Here is an 18,189-nt window from a genome sequence, read left to right as displayed (position 1 = left end):
CTGCTTAATTTACGTCATTAAATTCGTTCAAGTTATTTCTTGCAATCTGCCATTTTTAAAAAGTTATCGGGCTTCCTAGTCTTGATTGTAAAGAATTGTGGCCACAGCATCCCCGTAAAACTACTTAATACTAGGTTAATAGTCAGCGTGGTACGAGAAGTTCTCAAACCGGGCGGCCGTGTGGTTACGACGGTGCATGTCAATGACATTCATTCCAATAAAGTCACCAGTATAGCCACCGGAAAGAAACGATACGTCTAATTGGCCCACCTTTTGATTAGTGGAACCGTCATCAACCCAATACTCGGCCTTGGTATCATTAATAACCATCTTGAAATGATAGTGACCAGCACCATTCGTCCTTACCGCAGCGACCTGCTCAAATTTACCGGCTACTTCCTGCTGAAGTACAACGATTGGCTGATTCTCCTCGTCAACCGTTGCCATCAGTAAGATGTAATTGCTCGTATCCAAGTACATTGTCATCCCGGCCAGCTGCAGATAGGTCGTGGGGTGATAGGTCATCGTCACTTCGGCCGTTACCCCAAAGTCATACTGACGGGTGGCCACAACATGCTGGTCAAATTCCGACTGCGGAGACTGACCACCGCGAATTAACAAGCCCTGACTGCTGGCACAACACCATTCTGCAGAAGCAAACTGGCGTAAGGTATTCCAATAGCGTGGGTCCAGGCCGTGCCGCAGGTCATCTTTAAAACCGTGGGTCACCTCTTCGACCGTTGAACTATTTTGAGGGATAACTACCTCATTAGCAGGTAAGTGAGCGCCGCTTGCTAACCGCAACCAGTTATCGGCCGTCCACTCAACACGTTGAATTGCCGTTTCCCGGCCAAGGATCGGTCGGTTTCCCGGTAACGGTCGGGTACACAGGTGGGCAAGATACCACTCGTGCTCGGCGGTTTCCATCAAGCTTGCGTGACCAGCCGCCTGCAGGGTCAGCTCTGGGTGACCCGCGGAAGTAATCAATGGTGTTTGGGGATCGACTTCATATGGTCCCCAAATATTCTTACTCCGGGCTACCGTCTCTTGGTGGTTCAACCCCGTTCCCCCCTCAGCCGTTAACAGGTAATAATAGCCATTCTGCTTATAAATCTGTGGTGCTTCTGTCTTACGTGCCGCGGTACCAGCAAAAATTCGCCGGGGCGTGCCAATCAGTTCAAAGGAAACGGGATCAAGTTCTTGCATAACAATTCCACAGGACTTGTTATGCGTTGATAGCCGGTAATCCCAGAGCGTATTTAAGAAATAAGCTCTGCCATCATCGTCAAAAAAGATTGAAGGGTCGAAACCCGAGCTATTAACATAAACCGGCCTACTCCATGGTCCATGAATATCGGTCGCAGTAATTATAAAATTATCAACGTCCTTATACGGTACCCGGGTTGCGTTGACGTTCGTAAAGACAATGTAATACCGCCCAGCATGGTAGGTAGCAAACGGCCCCCAAATTGAACAGCCGGTTGGGTTCCCCCGCAGGTCAACCCCCATTGTTGAATTAAGCGCCGACGTTTCGTAATGCCAATTGGCCAGATTAGTGGATGAGTAAATCCGGATGCCCGGTAGCCATTCAAACGTTGATACAACTAGGTAGTAACGTTGCTCATCACGAAAAAGAACCGGATCTGGATTAAAACCGGTCAAAACCGGATTTTTAATCATATTCACAATAACACCCCATTTGATTATTTATTAGCGGCTTTTCAGCAGCCATTTCCTTAGCATTCCGCTCCTTTAATTCAGCAGAAATCTTGATATAGGTTATAGAAGCGCAGTGAAAAAGACAAGCAGTTGAAGTAAGATCCTTCCAAATAACTGTTGGTAGAGAAAAATCAGCGATTAGTATCATACCGTAATAAGAAGTGCTGACAGTCTCTACACTAAAGACATATCAGCTATTTTTCCTTGATTAAGTTTTCCATATTATCTTACAAATCACTAATATGGAAAATTTGGTTTTCTAATGTTCTAAGCTTGTATTTTCCATCCTTAATGTACTTTTGGTGATATGCCACAGTTAGATAAATATCATTAGGTGCAACAACGTGGATACTTTCCATTTCACTGTAACGATCTAATAAATCGATCCCATCAACCATAACCACTTGCCAATTATCACTACTAGTTTCACCCCATGGAAACTTGATAATCTTACGTGACCAAGTAGTTACTTCGCCCGTTTCATGGTTAATCTTTGGTGATAACTGATTAGAAACATAAATATTCTTGTCATCGTCAATAGCGTAGCCTTGAACTGAATCGATTATCTTTGGCTTTTCTTCTTCCGGAGTAAAATCTGGATTGTCAAAATTATCGATATGAAATGCGCTCAAACAATTAAGATCAGTGATCGGCGTATTCTTAGTACCATTCTCATCTAACTTTTGGTTTACTTCACTTAAATCAAATAAGCCAAAATGACCGGAACCATCATTCCAGATTGAGGCAATCATAAAATACTTTCCATTTGGTGAGACAGAGGCCTCAACTCTGTGCAAGTGGTTGTGGCCATCATAAGGAAGATCAGTTACGTGGTTTAAGTGTGACAAACGTGGCAACTGCGTATTTGAAGTGTACCTTTCTGGTAAAAGCCGTGGGTATTTCACCCGCGCAATTTGAGTTGTCCAGTTACCTGAATTAGGCTTAGCACCAACAAAATATTCATCATTGTCATTAGCTGGCACCCAGGTTTGAGTGTGGCCAAAATTTGCCATAACCAAATGTGGATTGGCGTAATCAATATTTTTAGTTAAACCGGCATGCTTTCGATAAACCAATACATCGTGTGCACTGTGAAGAAGCTGTAGGGCAAAAACGTGATCACCATTTACCGCACCAACTTGTGCCACGACATGATGCATCCCATTCAAACGATAAACCAACTCGGGTGTAATACTTTTGACCATTCTATCTACTTCTTTCTTTATCTGCATCGGCAACTGATCTCTTAATTTCTACTGCCGATCTAACGATAACTTATATCGATCACCACGTTCATCCCCAGAAATTGGTGGAATGATTTCCCGTTCATAATAGTGTAAAGTCCGAATCGATAAAACTGACAGTACGCTTACTTCTGAAATTTTCATCTGATTACTGCTTTCTCAAGTAAGCTATGCAATCATCAAGTAAGCGCTTACTATAATCATACCAACCCACATTGCAATTTGGAAGAGGACAATTGGTATACTAGTAATCATTCCGAGGACACCACCGCTCTGCTGTGCGGGAAACCAATCCAGTGGATATAAAAAATGACCAAGGCCAAATTTTGACAATGGTCACTTCATAACAGTGAAACAAAAGACGGTTACGACTTCGTTTTTTCAGCGCAAGCTAACCTCTAGAAACCCCCGCGAGCACAAATAAACCTCCAACGTTCGAGAAGCTCGAGCGTTGGAGGTCATTTGTGGATCGCGCTGTTGACTTTTGATCGATATATATAACAGACTTAAAAGTCACAGCGCCGAATTCATACCGCATTACTAGTTTATTTAATAAGTGAAATGGGCAGTTTTAACCGTCTTTAACTATTAGACTACTCCAAGAAGTCCTTCAGTTGCTTGGACCGTGATGGGTGACGCAACTTCCGGAGGGCCTTAGCTTCGATCTGCCGAATCCGTTCACGGGTAACGCCAAAGACCTTCCCAACTTCTTCCAGGGTCCGCGTCCGACCGTCATCAAGACCAAAGCGCAGACGCAAAACATTTTCCTCCCGGTCGGTTAAGGTGTCTAAGACGTTTTCCAGTTGCTTCTTCATCATCTCATAAGCAGCATGGTCGGCTGGACTAGTAGCATCCTGGTCCTCAATAAAGTCTCCCAGGTGCGAATCATCCTCTTCACCAATTGGGGTTTCCAGCGAAACTGGTTCTTGGGCAATCTTCAAGATATTACGTACCTTTTCGGTTGGCATATCCATCTCAGCACCAATTTCTTCGGGAAGTGGTTCCCGACCCAGGTCCTGGAGTAACTGCCGCTGGATCCGGATCAACTTATTAATCGTTTCAACCATGTGGACAGGAATCCGGATCGTCCGGGCCTGGTCCGCAATGGCCCGCGTAATTGCCTGCCGAATCCACCACGTTGCGTAGGTGGAGAATTTAAAGCCCCGCCGGTAGTCAAACTTCTCCACGGCCTTCATCAGCCCCATGTTTCCTTCTTGAATCAGGTCCAGGAACTGCATCCCCCGGCCGACGTACCGCTTAGCAATTGAAACCACCAGCCGGAGGTTTGCTTCCGCCAGCTCCTGCTTAGCGACTTCATCCCCCTGCTCAATTCGCAGGGCCAGTTTAACTTCCTCATCCGCCGTCAACAGGTTAACCCGCCCGATTTCCTTTAAGTACATCCGGACTGGATCGTTAATCTTAACGCCCGTTGGCGCGGACGTATCCTTCATTGCATTTTGGGACAGCTTTTCGGTTGCCTTTAACGCCCGCGGATCCGGATCACCATTTTCATCAACAACGCTAATGCCGGCATCTTCAACGTTTTGCAGGAGGTTATCAATCCCATCCGCATTCAGTTCGTATGGTTTGGCGAGTTTCTCGGTTAATTCGTCATAACGAATTTCCTTTTGCTTTTTATAGTGACGAATTAGCTTACCAACAGCAGTGTCGTATTCTTGTTGGTCAAAATTGTCACTGTTTGAAATAACAAGGTCCTTCTTCTTACTCTTTGCCATATTAATTAGTCTCCTCTGCTTTGTACTGTTGCTGTTCTTTTAACAGGTCCACCAATTTCACTGTTAACTGCATTACTAATTCACTATTGTTTAGAGCACCTGCTTCATTCAGCTCCTTTTTTACCTGACTAATCTGTTCCGCTAGCGGTGTCTGGTGCATGATAATCCGCATGCAGTCATCGACCACCGCCATTTGAATTGCCGGATTAACGTTTTGCTGTTCAACCTGACTAAGGGTATTACGCAGCTCATCTTCGTTCAGGTAATTTAGAAAATCCGCCACTGAGTAATCACCATGCTCAGTAAAGTAACTGGCCGCCAAAAGGTAGAGTGTCTGGTACTTCTCGTGGACAAAGTGAAAGCCATCCGTTGCCGTTACGTGTGCCCATGCCTCTTGACTGTGCAACATATAGTACAACAGTAACCGTTCTGCTAATTCGGTCCGGCCCAGCTTGATCGTTGGCTGATGAGCAGTTACCACTGGGGCCTGTTGGCTAGCAACTTGCTGCCGGTAGTTTTGTCCCGGTGTTGATTTCCTAATTCCTAACTGGTCGCGCACTTGCCGCAACTGCCCCTGAAGAGCGGTCTTATCAAGGGAAAATTCCTGGGCCAGCTTACCGAGGTACATATCCTGTTCAAGCGGGGCTGAAACCCTGGCAATCACCTTCAACGCCTGGTCCAGATAGTTAATTAACTCACTCTGGTTGGTTAAATTTCGACCGCGCCGCAAGAAGCGCAAGTAAAAGTCCGTCGTCGTCTCTTCTTGGCCAGCTAAATAATTATTAAATTGATCGGCACCAAACCGCTGGACATACTCATCCGGGTCGACACCGGCCGGTAGTTGCACAATTCGTACTTGAAGCTTCCCGGTTGCTTGGCCCGTCACCAGTTGAATTGCCCGGTCAATGGCATTTTGCCCGGCATCATCCCCATCATAGCAAATATCTAGCTGGGGGCTTGTTCGACGAATAATCGCAACTTGTTCCTCTGTAAAACTCGTCCCCATTGAGGCGATACCCGTCGTAACCCCCGCGCCAAAGGCCGAAATAACATCCATAAAGCCCTCAAAAAGGTAGAGTTTGCCGGTCTGACGCACCGCCTTTTTAGCAACATCCAGGTTAAAGAGTGTTCGGCGTTTGTTAAAAATCGGCGTCTCTGGACTGTTAAGGTATTTTGGTAAATCGGTATCCGCCGTCTTCAAAAGGCGCCCGGAAAAGGCAATCACCTGTCCCCGTTGGTTCTTAATCGGGTACATGACCCGGCCTTGAAAGCGGTCGTGTAACTTTCCCGCCTGGTCCTCAGTAAACAGGCCGGACTTACGCAGTAGTTGGTAATCAAGCTTTTGTTGCTCACAATAGGCAACCAGGATTTCCTTATCCGGTGCAAACCCCAACTGGAACTGATCAATTAACTCCGCCGACGTTCCCCGGCGGGTCAAATAACGGCGCCCGGCCTCACCGGCAGGAGTATTTACTAGTATGTGATGGTATAGCTGCGCGGCTTTTTGGTGTAAGGCGATCAATTGACCGGCCTCACTGTTATCCGGTACCTGCTCATGGTGGTCACTGGTCGTATATTGACTTGGTAGGTCAATGCCGGCATCTTTAGCAACCGCCGTAACGGCTTCTACGAAACCAATATGCTGGTAGTCCATTAAAAATTGAAAAACGTTACCGCTACGACCACACCCAAAGCAGTGATAGTATTGCTTCTCTTCATTTACCGAAAAGGAGGGTGTCTGTTCATCGTGAAATGGACAAAGGCCGGTAAAACTCTTGCCTGCCCGCTTCAATTGAACGTAGCGACCGATCACGTCAACAATATCAACTGAATTGCGCACCTGATCAATTACCGTCCGCGGTATTCTCGCCATTGAACCACCCCACTTTTGTAAGCTGCTAACAGTCACGAAAGGCCGCAACCCAACGGAATGCGACCCTCCTTTACTTTATCTAAACCATAGTTTACTTAATATATATGATACCACAAGACAACCGTAAAGCAACTAAAAAGTCTACTTAACAATTAGGTCGTCCAGGTTCCCCATTAACCGGGTGAGCCGGGCTAACTCACCAAGTTGAGCCAGCCGGTTGTTACGGATATCCTCGTTCTTATCCATAATCATGTTCTCGTCAAAGTACTCAGTAATTACTGGCGAAAGTGACCGTAAGGCGGTGAAGTTTTCTGCGATCGTTCGGTCAGCCGCCTGCTTTTTGACCTCCGCTACTGCATCATACAGTTTTTGCTCAGACGGATTCTCAAATAGTGCTGGGTTGATGGTCGAAGTTGAATCCTGCTTCCCCTTCTTAGCGATCCGGACAACCCGCGTCAGGGCTTCCACAGCATCCTTAAAGTTAGCATCATCCTTGTGGTCATTAATTGCCGTGGCCGCCTCAAAGATATTTTCAATGTCATCGGCCTTAGTATCGGTAACCGCGTCAATAATATCATGACGAAGCTTTTGGGCGCTAAAGAACTGCTTCATCCGGTCCAAGAAGAACTGACGAACCGCCGCCATGTTCTTAGTAAGGTCGAAGTCGGTCGTAATTTGAGCCGCCGCAAAGGCCTTGATTAATTCTGGTTGGATCCCTAACAATGAAAGGTGCCAACCCCGGTCATTGATAATACGAACAATTCCAAATGCTTGCCGCCGCAAGGCATACGGGTCATTGGAGCCGGATGGAATCATGTCAACCGCAAAGAAGCTCAGGATGCTGTCCAGCTTATCGGCGATTGCCAAGATAGCGCCCAGTTTGGTCTGTGGCAGGGCTCCTTCAGCAGAAATTGGCATGTAGTGTTCCCGAATCGCCGTGGCCACGTCCGCTTTTTCACCAAAGAGCTTGGCGTAAATTTCACCCATTACACCTTGTAATTCGGCAAATTCACCCACCATCTGGGTAGTAAGGTCAAACTTGTAAATATGAGCAGCCCGGTCCAGGTCAGCCAATTCTTCATCTGTCAAGCCTAACCGCTGGCCAATTAACCGCGCAATCACGGCTGTCCGCTGCATCTTATCGTACATCGAACTAATTTTATCATGGAAGCTAACCCGCTTTAGCCGGTCGACATATTGGTCGATTGTTAGCTTCTGATCTTCTTCATAGAAGAACTTGGCATCTTCCAGTCGTGGAACCAAGACCCGTTCGTTCCCCTTAATCACGTTTTCCAGGTACTCCTTGTTACCATTCCGAACCGCAATAAAGTGTGGCAAGAGTTTACCAGCATGATCCCGGAGGTAGAAGAAGCGTTGGTTATCCTTCATGGACGTGATCAAAACTTCATCCGGCAATACCAGGTACTTTTCATCAAAGGAACCGGCAAAGGACGTTGGCCATTCAACCAGGTTAGTAACTTCTTCTAACAAGTCTGCATCCTTATCGATCACCCAGTTGTGTTCTTCAACAATCGCGTCGATCTGGTCGCTGATAATCTGCTTCCGCTTGGCCGAATCCACAATGACGAACTCTTTGTAAAGGGCATCAACATAGTCACTAGCGTTCTTTAATTCAACATTGTGACCCAAGAAACGGTGACCACGCGTTGTCCGTCCCGCCTTTACATCCAAAATACTGAATGGGACGACCTGATCATTAAGCAGTGAAACCAACCAACGAATTGGCCGAATAAATTGAAGGTTATTGTAACCCCACTTCATCAACGTTGGGAACGTCATTGAAGTAATTACATCTGGTAAGCCCTGCAGAACTTCAGCAACGGGTTTCCCGGCAATGTGCTTTTCAACAAAGACGTATTCAACCCCTTTAACGTCTTTAAATTCAATATCATCGACGGTAGCTCCTTGGCCCCGGCTAAATCCAATCGCTGCCTTGGTCCAATTACCATCGGCATCTTGGGCGATCTTCTTGGCCGGACCCTTAACGGATTCATCAACATCTGGCTGCTTATCGCCTAGGCCGGTAATCAATAATGCCAACCGCCGTGGTGTGGAGTAATCTTGAATTTGATCAAAGCTGATCCGTTCTTCTTTTAAATAGTTTGCCACCCGTTCATGTAACTGCTTAATACTTGGTGTGACAACGTGGGCCGGCATTTCCTCGACCCCAACTTCCAATAAGTATGTGTTTGCCATCTTACTTGTCCCCCTTTTGTGCCCGCTTGGCCTGTTTTGCGGCCTGTTTAGCAGCTCGTTGCTTAGCCTTTTCAGCCTTCTTGGTGTACTCATCCAACGTCTTTTGCCGCAACTTATCATCATGAATTAACGGGAAACCACGCTTCCGGCGTTCTTCCACGAAGGCCTTGGCAATCGACTTGGCCATAATCCGGATTCGGTGTAGGTAACCAGCCCGTTCAGTAACGGAAACGGCGCCCCGGGCATCCAGTAAGTTAAAGGTGTGACTGCACTTAAGGACGTAGTCATAGGCAGGGTGAACAAGTCCTAACTTGATCAGCCGCTTAGCCTCAGTTTCATAGTTATTAAATGCCTCTAAAAGCATGTCCTGGTTGCTTTCCTCAAAGGCATACTTGGAATGTTCGTATTCTGGTTCCTTAAAAATATCACCATACAAAACACCATCTGCCCATTCCAGGTCATAAACGGAGTCGACATTTTGAATGTATTCCGCCAGTCGTTCCAGACCATAGGTAACTTCAGAGGCTACCGGGCTCATCGGTAATTCACCAACGACTTGGAAGTAGGTAAACTGGGTAATTTCCATACCGTCTAGCCAGATTTCCCAACCAACACCGGCACACCCCATGGAAGGGTTCTCCCAATTATCTTCTACAAACCGGATATCGTGTTCCAGTGGGTCGATCCCCAGTTCCTTTAAACTTCCCAGGTAGAGGTCTTGGATATTATCCGGAGATGGCTTCATGATCACCTGGAACTGGTGGTGTTGGTAAAGACGGTTCGGGTTTTCACCATAACGGCCGTCCGCTGGCCGCCGTGATGGTTCCACATAGGCTGCATTCCACGGTTCAGGTCCAATTGCCCGCAAGAAGGTATACGGACTCATCGTCCCCGCACCCTTTTCATTATCATAAGCCTGCATCAGCATACAGCCTTGCTTTGCCCAGTATTGCTCAAGTGTGAAGATGATTTCTTGAACACTTAACTTCTTTGTCGTCATCTGAATACTTCCCTTCATAAATATAAAAATCCCTCCAGCTACGGAGTCCGTAACTGCAGGGACGAGATTAATTCGCGGTTCCACCCTGCTTTTTTGCATACTTGCAAAACAGCTTAGTTTAGTTGGCTGCTAGAGGGCCTTACGATAGCTCTTTTAGCGGGGCTCACACTCTCCCCCACTCGCTGTACCAAAGTCGACTACCATTCATCTCCGTCAACGCCATTTATTCAATTAAGTGTTACCAATAAACACGTTTTATAATAGAAAAACTTCTGCCAATTGTCAATCATTCATCCCCAAATTGCCCATCTTTTGTTCCAGCCGGTTCATCTGCTGAATAAACCGTTTGCTTTTTAAATGGAGTCCTACCTGGTCGTCATAGATAGTATCTAACGTCAACTGGAGGCGGCGCTTGGTTTGGGGATTAATCTTAATATTATTAACCCGTTGGAAGTTAAGACCCGCAAACTGCTGGAGGTAGTAAACCGTCCGCCGGTCTAAGTGAAAGCGATGGGGGTCAAGGTACCAGTGCCGACTACACAGCATCCCACCATACTGCTCGGAAAAGTCTAGCGGACCATCACTTTGCCCACAAACAACACAGTGCTGCCAGGTTGGTGCCACCCCGAAGACTGCTAATAGCTGGGTCTCTAGAACGTTAGTTACGACTTGCTCATCTCGGCCGTGGTTAATCAACTCCAGCGCCGCCGCCACCTGGTCAAACCAACCACCCAGGGGGCGGTTGTCTGTAAAGGCGTGGTCCACCAAGGAAAGAATATAACTAGCATAGGCATTTTTACTGAGGTCACCAGCAATTTGCTGGTACTGGTGTGTTTCACTAGCAGTATTAATAAAACTCAAGCCATCATCGGCTAGGCTGCCGATATAGGTTCCGTGGGTAAAAGGCAGGAGATCACTGGCCATCCGGAATCCCCGTTTTTTACCGTCCCGAATATAGAACATTGCCGGGCCAATCCGATCCGTCAGCATTTTTACCAGAAGATCCCGTTCGCGGTAATCACGGCGGTAGATGACGATTCCTCGAAAGTCGGTCGTTTCACGCGCCATTCTCCCGCCTCCTCGTTAATAGTCCTTCGTCCGGTAACCATAGTCCTTTAACATTGCAGACTTATCCCGCCATTTTGGTACTACTTTTACCCATAATTGGAGGTAGACCCGGTCACCAAGCAGGCGTTCAATATCCTTCCGTGCCATCGTACCGATCTTTTTAAGCATCTGGCCCTTCTTACCGATAATAATGCCCTTTTGCCCGGGCCGCTCCACCACAATATTAGCGGAAATATGCACGTGCTCTTCGTCCTCCCGTTTAACGGAAGTAACGTCGACCGCCACTGAATGTGGTACCTCATCATGCGTTAACATGAAGATCTTTTCCCGAATCAACTCTGCAATCACAAAACGTTCCGGGTGATCGGAAAGTTGGTCATCGGGGTAGTACTGGGGCCCATTGGGGAGGCCTGCTACTAGTTCGTTAATCAGTTCATTCACATTGTTCCCCTGGAGGGCCGAAATTGGAATTATTCCCTTAAACGGTAAGGCATCCTGGTATTGCGCCACAATGTCTGGAAGGTCATTCGGGTGAACTTGATCGATCTTATTAACTACCAAGTAGATAGGCTGCTTAACCTGGCGAAGGCGGTCAATGATAAAGTTGTCGCCGGGGCCCCGCTTCTCAGTTGCACTAACTATGTAAACCACGGCATCAACTTCATCTAGTGCCGAAAGCGTCGACCGTTCCATAAAGTCGCCGAGCTTAGTCGCCGGCTTATGGACACCCGGTGTATCAATAAAGACAATCTGGGCATCCTTACTGGTATAGATCCCCTGAATCTTATTCCGGGTAGTTTGGGCAACATCACTCATAATGGCTACCTTTTGCCCGACAACATAGTTTAACAGCGTTGACTTTCCCACGTTCGGCCGGCCAATCAGGGCCACAAAACCGGATTTAAAGTTTGGATTATCCATTTTTCCTCCTATTTAATTAAATTAAGTAAGTTCAACAAGCGGGGGCCGAAAATAATCAGCCCCACAACAACAGCAAAGCACGCCGCAATCAGCACGCCACCCGCCGCAACATCCTTGGCCTTTTTAACTTCAATATCATACTGGTGGTGGACCAGCAGGTCGGTAACGGCTTCCGTCACCGTATTTAAAAACTCCGCCGCAAAAACGAGGAAGATAACCAACAGCAGCCAGAGCCAGTCTGAAGTACTAATCCGTAGCAAAACACCGAGTAATAGGGCAAGCACGGCCGCTAAAGTGTGGTAACGCATGTTACGTTCTTCCTTGAGCATGGTTACAATTCCGTCAAAGGCGTGACGAAGTGCCTGAATGAGGTGGTGATTTTTTTCGGTTTGGTGTTTATCTTGTGAGGCCATAGTCATCTAAAATTGTCCGTTGTAGTTCAAACATCTTCCGTTCATCGGCCGGCTGCTCATGGTCATAGCCGTTTAAGTGCAAAAAACCATGAACAACTAAAAAGCCTAATTCGCGATCAGTCGAGTGGCCCAGAAATTTAGCCTGTTCGGCCACCTTGTCGATCGAAATAAAGAGGTCCCCCAGGTTCTCCGGAAGTTGCGCTGCTAGTTCGGGGTCCATCACAATGGGCGTCTCATCCCCGCTTTCTTCAGCCGCAAAGCTCAAAACATCGGTCGCCCGGTCAACCCCGCGGTATTGCTTATTGAGTTTTTTAATGGCCGGGTTATTCATGATGGTTACTGACATTTCGGTGTTCGCCTTTAATTGAAGCTTCTTAGCCGCAAATTGAAGAATATCCTTGATCAGCTTAAGTTGGTCCGCGCTAACCTGAGCGTTCGTTTCATCGTACACCGTTAGGTCCATTACTTTTCCTCCTTACTATCAGCTACTTGATTTGCCTTGCGAGTAGCCTGTTCTTCATAGGCCGTAATGATCCGGGCAACAACTGGGTGACGGACGACATCCTCCGCACTAAAGCGAACAAACTTAATCGATTGGATATCTTTTAAGATCCGCTGAGCGCTGACTAAACCACTCCGCACGCCGTGTTGGAGGTCAATTTGGGAAACGTCACCGTTGACAACCATCTTAGATCCAAAACCTAGCCGGGTTAAAAACATCTTCATCTGGGCATTGGTTGTATTTTGGGCCTCATCGAGGATTACAAAGGCCCCATCGAGGGTCCGCCCCCGCATGTAGGCCAGTGGCGCAATTTCGATAATTTCACGTTCCATCAGCCGTTGGGTGTGGTCGGCCCCCAAAATGGCGTTTAATGCATCGTAGATCGGACGTAAGTAAGGGTCGACTTTCTCCTGGAGATCACCAGGTAAAAAGCCTAGGCTTTCCCCGGCTTCTACCGCTGGGCGGGTAACGATGATCCGTTCCACTTCCCCCCGCTTTAGTGCCGCAACCGCCATCGCAACCGCCAGATAGGTCTTACCCGTTCCGGCAGGACCAATGCCAAAGGTAATGTCATTATGCTTAATCGCATTGACGTACTGCCGCTGGCCGAAATTCTTTACCCGAATTGCCTGGCCTTTGCGGTCCTTGATAATTGTCTCACTGTACAAGTCAGCAAAATACTCGAGTGTCCCCCGGTGGGCCATCTTCATTGCACTTACAATATCCGTGCTATGGAGGTGAATCCCCTGTTGGAGTAAGTCAACCAGGGCATGGAAAACATCCACCGTCAGCTTAACATCTTCACGGCGACCACTGACCTTTAAATTACCGCCAAAGGGGTTCAAGGTCACGTCCATCCCCTGTTCAATTAAGCTGACAAATTTATCCTGTGGTCCCAGGATGCCAACTTCAATCTCCGGTTGTTCGATTTGAAAGATTTGTTCATATTCTTGCGTATTTTCTGCCAAGTCTTGCCAATTCTCCTTTAATAAATCGTTAATTTGCCAAATTGATTATATCATAGCTTTCTCGATGGGTAGTAACCAAAAGATTGATACCTTCGACTGGTGCCGACTGCTTGTTCGGTAATCATTTAAGACACAAACTGCCCCAAACACACGGCGCTGGCCGAATGTTTGGGGCAGTTGATTAATTCTAATGAAGCGACTTATTGCAAATTATCTTTCGCTAACAGTTGCTGGGCCGCCTTAATTTGTTCACGCACTTGGGCAAAACCCGTCCCACCAGCTGAGTTCCGCCGTTGAACCGCTACGGTTGGTTTTAGAACCTCATAGACATCGTCCTCCACCCGGGGATCAATTTTCTTAAATTCCGCTAGTGGAATATCTGCTAGGTCCTGACCAGTTTTCAGGCCCTTTAAGACTAATTCCCCAACAATCTCGTGCGCCCGCCGGAAGGGAATTCCCTTAGTAGCAAGGTAGTCAGCCAACTCGGTCGCGTTGGAGAAATCATGGTGGGTTGCCTGGGCCATCTTCGCTTTATTTACCTTCAAGGTTTTAATCATTCCGGTCATCACCGTCAGGCTCGGCAAGATGGTCTTAACCGTGTCAAAGACCCCCTCCTTGTCCTCTTGCATATCCTTATTATAGGCCAGTGGCAGACCCTTCATCGTGGTTAAGAGGCCCATCAGGCTAGCAAAGACCCGGCCACTCTTCCCCCGAATCAGTTCTGCCATGTCCGGATTCTTCTTTTGAGGCATGATGGAACTACCGGTCGAGTAAGCATCCGCCAATTCAATGTAGCCAAATTCATAGCTACACCAATAAATGATCTCTTCACAGAGGCGGGAAAGGTGGACCATTAAAATACTAGCATTGCTCAAAAATTCTAACGCAAAGTCCCGGTCACTAACCGCATCTAATGAGTTAGCATAGGGAGCCTTAAAGCCGAGTAGGTCTGCCGTCATTTGCCGGTCAATTGGAAAGGTCGTTCCGGCCAGTGCCGCCGCTCCGAGGGGGGAGAGGTCCGTATGTTGCTGGTTAAACTGGAACCGTTCCACATCCCGCTGAAACATCTGAAAATAGGCCATTAGGTAGTGACCATAGGAGATCGGCTGAGCGTGCTGCATATGCGTATACCCCGGCATAATTGTCTCCACGTTTTCACTTGCCAGTTGTACTAGCGCCTGCTGAAGTTTCTTGATCGCTGCTACCACTTTGGGTAGACGTTCCTTAATGTAGAGGTGAAAGTCCGTGGCTACTTGGTCGTTCCGGCTCCGGCCCGTGTGGAGTTTCCCCGCTACCGGGCCAATTTTTTCCGTTAATAGGGCCTCGATGTTCATGTGAATATCTTCATTGGCAACGGTAAAGTGGAGGCCGTGGTCAGCCAATTCAGCTGCTAGTTCTTCCAACCCCTTAATAATCTGGTCGGCATCTGCGGCCGGTAATATTTTAGTTGCCTTTAGCATCTTGACATGGGCCAGGGACCCCATGATATCTTCTTTGGCCATCTCCTGGTCAAAGGAAATTGAAGCCCCAAACTCATCGACTAGTTCACTGGCGCCCTTTTCAAACCGACCGCCCCACATCTTTTTAATGGGCATTGGTTGTTTCCCCCTTTTTGGCTTGTGCCTTGGCCTGAACCTGGGCGTAAACCTTATCAGGCAGTTCCCAGAGTTTGATAAAGCCCGTAGCGGCCTCTTGATCGAATTCATCGGCGGCGGTGTAAGTTGCTAAGTTCTTATCGTAAAGGGAGTTTGGTGACTTCCGACCTTCACAAATAACGTTTCCTTTAAATAGCTTGACCCGCACAACACCGTTAACCACTTTTTGGGTTTCATTTAGAAAGGCAACCAGTGCCTTCATCAGCGGTGAGTACCAAAGACCGTTATAAATCAGTTCATTCATCTTCAACTCAATGGTCGGCTTAAAGTGGGCCACCTCCCGTTCCTGAGTGAGGTCTTCCATGTCCTTGTGGGCCGCCAACAGGACGGTCGCCGCTGGGCATTCATAAATTTCCCGGGACTTAATCCCGACTAACCGGTTTTCGACGTGGTCAATCCGACCAATCCCGTTTTCACCAGCAACCACGTCTAACTTCATAATCAGTTGGTCTAATGGTAATTCCTCACCATCAAGGGCCACCGGAACCCCTTCTTTAAAGCTGATTTCCATAATCGTTGGTTTGTCCGGTGTCTCTTCAATTGGGGTTGTCCGTTCATAGGCATCCTCTGGTGCTGCTGCCCACGGGTCTTCCAAAATTCCACATTCATTCGCCCGTCCCCAGAGGTTCTGGTCAATTGAATACGGACTTGCCTTGGTAATCGGGACCGGGATCCCATGATCCTTGGCGTATTGAATTTCTTCTTCCCGTGACCAGTGCCAGTCCCGAATTGGGTCCTCAATCTTCATTTCCGGAGCGAGGGCGTGAATTCCCGCCTCAAACCGGACCTGATCATTTCCTTTCCCGGTACAGCCATGGGCGATCGCCGTGGCACCATATTGCTGGGCAACACCGACCAACTTCTGGACGATTAATGGCCGGGAGAGCGCTGATACCAATGGATATTTTTGTTCATACATTGCATGGGCCTGCAGAGCCGGTAGCACAAACTGTTCCGCAAAATCACGCTTAGCATCAATAACTACTGACTTCCAAGCGCCGATGGCCGTGGCCTTTTGCTGAATAGCTTCAAGGTCCAGTCCTTCACCAACGTCAATACAACAAGCAATTACGTCATAACCCTTATTCATTAACCAGGCAATTGCAACTGACGTGTCCAAACCACCGGAATAAGCTAATACAATTTTCTCCTTTGCCATAAGATCGTCTCCATTCATAAATTTGTATATTTATTAATTGAAATCAATATACATCTTTTATGAGTTTAAAGCAAGGATTATTTTATTTTTATTCAGATTTTTGCATATAAAATTTCAAAAAAACAGCTACCACACTACCAGGCCGGCAGGTCATAGCTGTTTGATTAATTTTAATTTTGCATATTAATTGATTGGTGGTCAGCGATTGGGAAGCAGTGTAGTTGTTGCCCCGTCATAGCTGTATCATCCATTTTAACCGCGTTAATCTGGTTATTATCATAAGTAGTGTAATAGAAGGTGCCCGTCGTCAGGTTAACTCCATCCGAATAGATTGTATATTCAAACTGGTCCTTCCCGACCTCATCGAGGCCCTTTTGCTGTTCTACCGCGTGCAAGCAGTGGAAGTAGTTGGTAACGTCGGTGACTTCATCCTTACCAGCAGGTGCGTGTTGAAGGGTAAAGACTTCTTTGACAAAGCGGCTTTCGGAATCCATCCCCCCTGGTAGGAAGTGCGAACCAGCTCCCCGGCTATAGCTAGAAAGTGATGTTTGGGGAGCCAAAGTATTAACGGGGTTCGCCGGTGAAACACTCTGGTAGTTAGCTAAGTTAGTCAGCTGCTCAGGAAATTCGGGATTATTAGTCAACACATTAACGGGATTATCATAAACGTGTAGGCCAGAAGCGGTTGACTCCACCGTAATCGCTGCCCCACTCTTATCCCCAATTAACCAGTGCAGGGGTGATAGTTGTAACTGGTCAGAGAAGTTAATATTGACCAGGTTAAGCTTTTCAAGCAGGGCTTTGGCCTCCGCCACGTCCTTGCATTGACCTAGGATGTAGGGAATAAACTCGAAGGGTGACACATTATCCTTTCCTTCTTCAACGGGGAAGAAGTGCGCTGGACCATCGAAGTTTAGTCCGGCCATCCCCAGGCCCTTTTCATTGGCACCGTCAAAATATAGTGGATAGTTATCTTGAACCAGCGCCATTCCGGTAATGGCATAATGATGGTCTAACCGTGGCAGTTTACGAAAGTTTAGTGGGAAATCGCGCGGGGTAATCACGACCTGTTGACCAAACGAAATTTCCAAATCTAGGTTACGACCAAAGTAATGGTCGCCAGCAGTATACAAAATCGATGTACACATCGTACAGCACTTCCTTATATAATTAATTAGTCCCTATTCTAAAACTTTAAAGTAGCAAATGGGGTAAGAAATTGATTTTCTTACCCTATTTTTTCTTTTAATTACTTATTACTCAGAATATCCTTAACGGCCTGGTTAACGACCTTGCCATCTGCTTGTCCCTTAACCTTTGGCATTACAGCCCCCATGACCTTACCGAAGTCCTTCATGCTGGAAGCACCAACCTGGTCAATCGTCTCCTGAACGATCTTTTGAACGTCGTCTGCTGATAACTGTTTTGGTAGGTATTGTTCAACTACCTTCAATTCATTATTCGTCTTATCAACCAGGTCCTGCCGACCGGCCTTTTCAAATTCGGCCAGTGATTCCTTCCGTTGCTTGTATTCACGGGACATTACGGCAACCTCTTCATCAGGTGTTAGGTCGTGGCCAGCTTCAATTTGGGCATTTTGAACGGCGGCCTTGAGCATCCGAACAGTAGCCAGGGTCTCCTTATCCCGACTCTTCATGGCACTAACCATTTGCTTAGTTAAATCTTGTAATAAACTCATCTTTTACATCTCCCA

The 18,189-nt window shown here is 47.1% G+C and carries 16 protein-coding genes; all 16 read right to left on the bottom strand.

Annotated elements, in window-relative coordinates:
* Positions 1-135: 135 nt before the first annotated feature.
* The 16 genes from ACI31H_RS06660 to ACI31H_RS06585 all read right to left on the bottom strand — a co-directional run bounded on the left by ACI31H_RS06660 (position 136) and on the right by ACI31H_RS06585 (position 18,174).
* Complete coding sequence (locus ACI31H_RS06660; RefSeq protein WP_439771204.1) at positions 136-1,680, bottom strand: family 43 glycosylhydrolase; 1,545 nt, start codon at positions 1,678-1,680, stop codon at positions 136-138.
* A 266-nt stretch (positions 1,681-1,946) separates the two neighbouring features.
* Complete coding sequence (locus ACI31H_RS06655) at positions 1,947-2,924, bottom strand: class III bacteriocin (protein WP_439771203.1); 978 nt, start codon at positions 2,922-2,924, stop codon at positions 1,947-1,949.
* 48 nt (positions 2,925-2,972) lie between these two features.
* Positions 2,973-3,107 (bottom strand): MerR family transcriptional regulator, encoded by a 135-nt coding sequence (locus ACI31H_RS06650; RefSeq protein ID WP_439771201.1) that lies wholly within the window; start codon positions 3,105-3,107, stop codon positions 2,973-2,975.
* Between the two features lie 449 nt (positions 3,108-3,556).
* Complete coding sequence (gene rpoD / locus ACI31H_RS06645; protein WP_439771200.1) at positions 3,557-4,699, bottom strand: RNA polymerase sigma factor RpoD; 1,143 nt, start codon at positions 4,697-4,699, stop codon at positions 3,557-3,559.
* A gap of 1 nt (position 4,700) precedes the next feature.
* Entirely contained in the window at positions 4,701-6,572 is a 1,872-nt protein-coding gene (gene dnaG, locus ACI31H_RS06640; RefSeq protein ID WP_439771199.1) for a DNA primase, read from the bottom strand.
* Between the two features lie 141 nt (positions 6,573-6,713).
* Positions 6,714-8,789 (bottom strand): glycine--tRNA ligase subunit beta, encoded by a 2,076-nt coding sequence (gene glyS, locus ACI31H_RS06635; protein WP_439771198.1) that lies wholly within the window; start codon positions 8,787-8,789, stop codon positions 6,714-6,716.
* A 1-nt stretch (position 8,790) separates the two neighbouring features.
* A complete protein-coding gene (gene glyQ, locus ACI31H_RS06630) occupies positions 8,791-9,789 on the bottom strand; it encodes a glycine--tRNA ligase subunit alpha (RefSeq protein WP_439771197.1) in 999 nt (332 codons plus the stop codon).
* Positions 9,790-10,071: 282 nt separating this feature from the next.
* Complete coding sequence (gene recO / locus ACI31H_RS06625) at positions 10,072-10,857, bottom strand: DNA repair protein RecO (RefSeq protein ID WP_439771196.1); 786 nt, start codon at positions 10,855-10,857, stop codon at positions 10,072-10,074.
* 15 nt (positions 10,858-10,872) lie between these two features.
* Positions 10,873-11,778 (bottom strand): GTPase Era, encoded by a 906-nt coding sequence (era, locus tag ACI31H_RS06620; RefSeq protein ID WP_439771195.1) that lies wholly within the window; start codon positions 11,776-11,778, stop codon positions 10,873-10,875.
* Positions 11,779-11,786: 8 nt separating this feature from the next.
* Complete coding sequence (locus ACI31H_RS06615) at positions 11,787-12,191, bottom strand: diacylglycerol kinase family protein (RefSeq protein ID WP_439771194.1); 405 nt, start codon at positions 12,189-12,191, stop codon at positions 11,787-11,789.
* The gene (gene ybeY / locus ACI31H_RS06610; RefSeq protein WP_439771193.1) at positions 12,175-12,654 is read right to left on the bottom strand and encodes an rRNA maturation RNase YbeY; all 480 of its coding nucleotides are present in this window, start codon (positions 12,652-12,654) and stop codon (positions 12,175-12,177) included. Before ybeY ends, ACI31H_RS06615 begins: the two co-directional genes overlap by 17 nt.
* The gene (locus ACI31H_RS06605) at positions 12,654-13,661 is read right to left on the bottom strand and encodes a PhoH family protein (RefSeq protein WP_439771192.1); all 1,008 of its coding nucleotides are present in this window, start codon (positions 13,659-13,661) and stop codon (positions 12,654-12,656) included. Before ACI31H_RS06605 ends, ybeY begins: the two co-directional genes overlap by 1 nt.
* A gap of 200 nt (positions 13,662-13,861) precedes the next feature.
* Positions 13,862-15,256: an argininosuccinate lyase gene (gene argH, locus ACI31H_RS06600; RefSeq protein ID WP_439771191.1), complete on the bottom strand. Its 1,395-nt coding sequence runs from the start codon at positions 15,254-15,256 to the stop codon at positions 13,862-13,864.
* Positions 15,246-16,475, bottom strand: coding sequence for an argininosuccinate synthase (locus ACI31H_RS06595; RefSeq protein WP_439771190.1), 1,230 nt, complete (start codon positions 16,473-16,475; stop codon positions 15,246-15,248). The genes argH and ACI31H_RS06595 overlap by 11 nt, the downstream gene beginning before the upstream one ends.
* Before the next feature lie 170 nt (positions 16,476-16,645).
* Positions 16,646-17,623 (bottom strand): choloylglycine hydrolase, encoded by a 978-nt coding sequence (bsh, locus tag ACI31H_RS06590; protein WP_439771189.1) that lies wholly within the window; start codon positions 17,621-17,623, stop codon positions 16,646-16,648.
* A gap of 101 nt (positions 17,624-17,724) precedes the next feature.
* Positions 17,725-18,174: a GatB/YqeY domain-containing protein gene (locus tag ACI31H_RS06585; protein ID WP_439771188.1), complete on the bottom strand. Its 450-nt coding sequence runs from the start codon at positions 18,172-18,174 to the stop codon at positions 17,725-17,727.
* Positions 18,175-18,189: the final 15 nt, after the last annotated feature.

The organism is Limosilactobacillus sp. (assembly GCF_051873035.1).
Taxonomy (GTDB): Bacteria; Bacillota; Bacilli; order Lactobacillales; family Lactobacillaceae; genus Limosilactobacillus.
This window is presented reverse-complemented; position numbering and strand designations above follow the sequence as displayed.

Coding starts and splice junctions, on each gene's coding strand:
- glyS (WP_439771198.1), bottom strand. CDS start 8,789: ATGGCAAACACATACTTATTGGAAGTTGGGGTCGAGGAAATGCCGGCC.
- era (WP_439771195.1), bottom strand. CDS start 11,778: ATGGATAATCCAAACTTTAAATCCGGTTTTGTGGCCCTGATTGGCCGG.
- ACI31H_RS06655 (WP_439771203.1), bottom strand. CDS start 2,924: ATGGTCAAAAGTATTACACCCGAGTTGGTTTATCGTTTGAATGGGATG.
- ACI31H_RS06615 (WP_439771194.1), bottom strand. CDS start 12,191: ATGGCCTCACAAGATAAACACCAAACCGAAAAAAATCACCACCTCATT.
- ACI31H_RS06585 (WP_439771188.1), bottom strand. CDS start 18,174: ATGAGTTTATTACAAGATTTAACTAAGCAAATGGTTAGTGCCATGAAG.
- bsh (WP_439771189.1), bottom strand. CDS start 17,623: ATGTGTACATCGATTTTGTATACTGCTGGCGACCATTACTTTGGTCGT.
- ACI31H_RS06660 (WP_439771204.1), bottom strand. CDS start 1,680: ATGATTAAAAATCCGGTTTTGACCGGTTTTAATCCAGATCCGGTTCTT.
- ACI31H_RS06650 (WP_439771201.1), bottom strand. CDS start 3,107: ATGAAAATTTCAGAAGTAAGCGTACTGTCAGTTTTATCGATTCGGACT.
- rpoD (WP_439771200.1), bottom strand. CDS start 4,699: ATGGCAAAGAGTAAGAAGAAGGACCTTGTTATTTCAAACAGTGACAAT.
- ybeY (WP_439771193.1), bottom strand. CDS start 12,654: ATGGACCTAACGGTGTACGATGAAACGAACGCTCAGGTTAGCGCGGAC.
- recO (WP_439771196.1), bottom strand. CDS start 10,857: ATGGCGCGTGAAACGACCGACTTTCGAGGAATCGTCATCTACCGCCGT.
- ACI31H_RS06595 (WP_439771190.1), bottom strand. CDS start 16,475: ATGGCAAAGGAGAAAATTGTATTAGCTTATTCCGGTGGTTTGGACACG.
- dnaG (WP_439771199.1), bottom strand. CDS start 6,572: ATGGCGAGAATACCGCGGACGGTAATTGATCAGGTGCGCAATTCAGTT.
- argH (WP_439771191.1), bottom strand. CDS start 15,256: ATGCCCATTAAAAAGATGTGGGGCGGTCGGTTTGAAAAGGGCGCCAGT.
- glyQ (WP_439771197.1), bottom strand. CDS start 9,789: ATGACGACAAAGAAGTTAAGTGTTCAAGAAATCATCTTCACACTTGAG.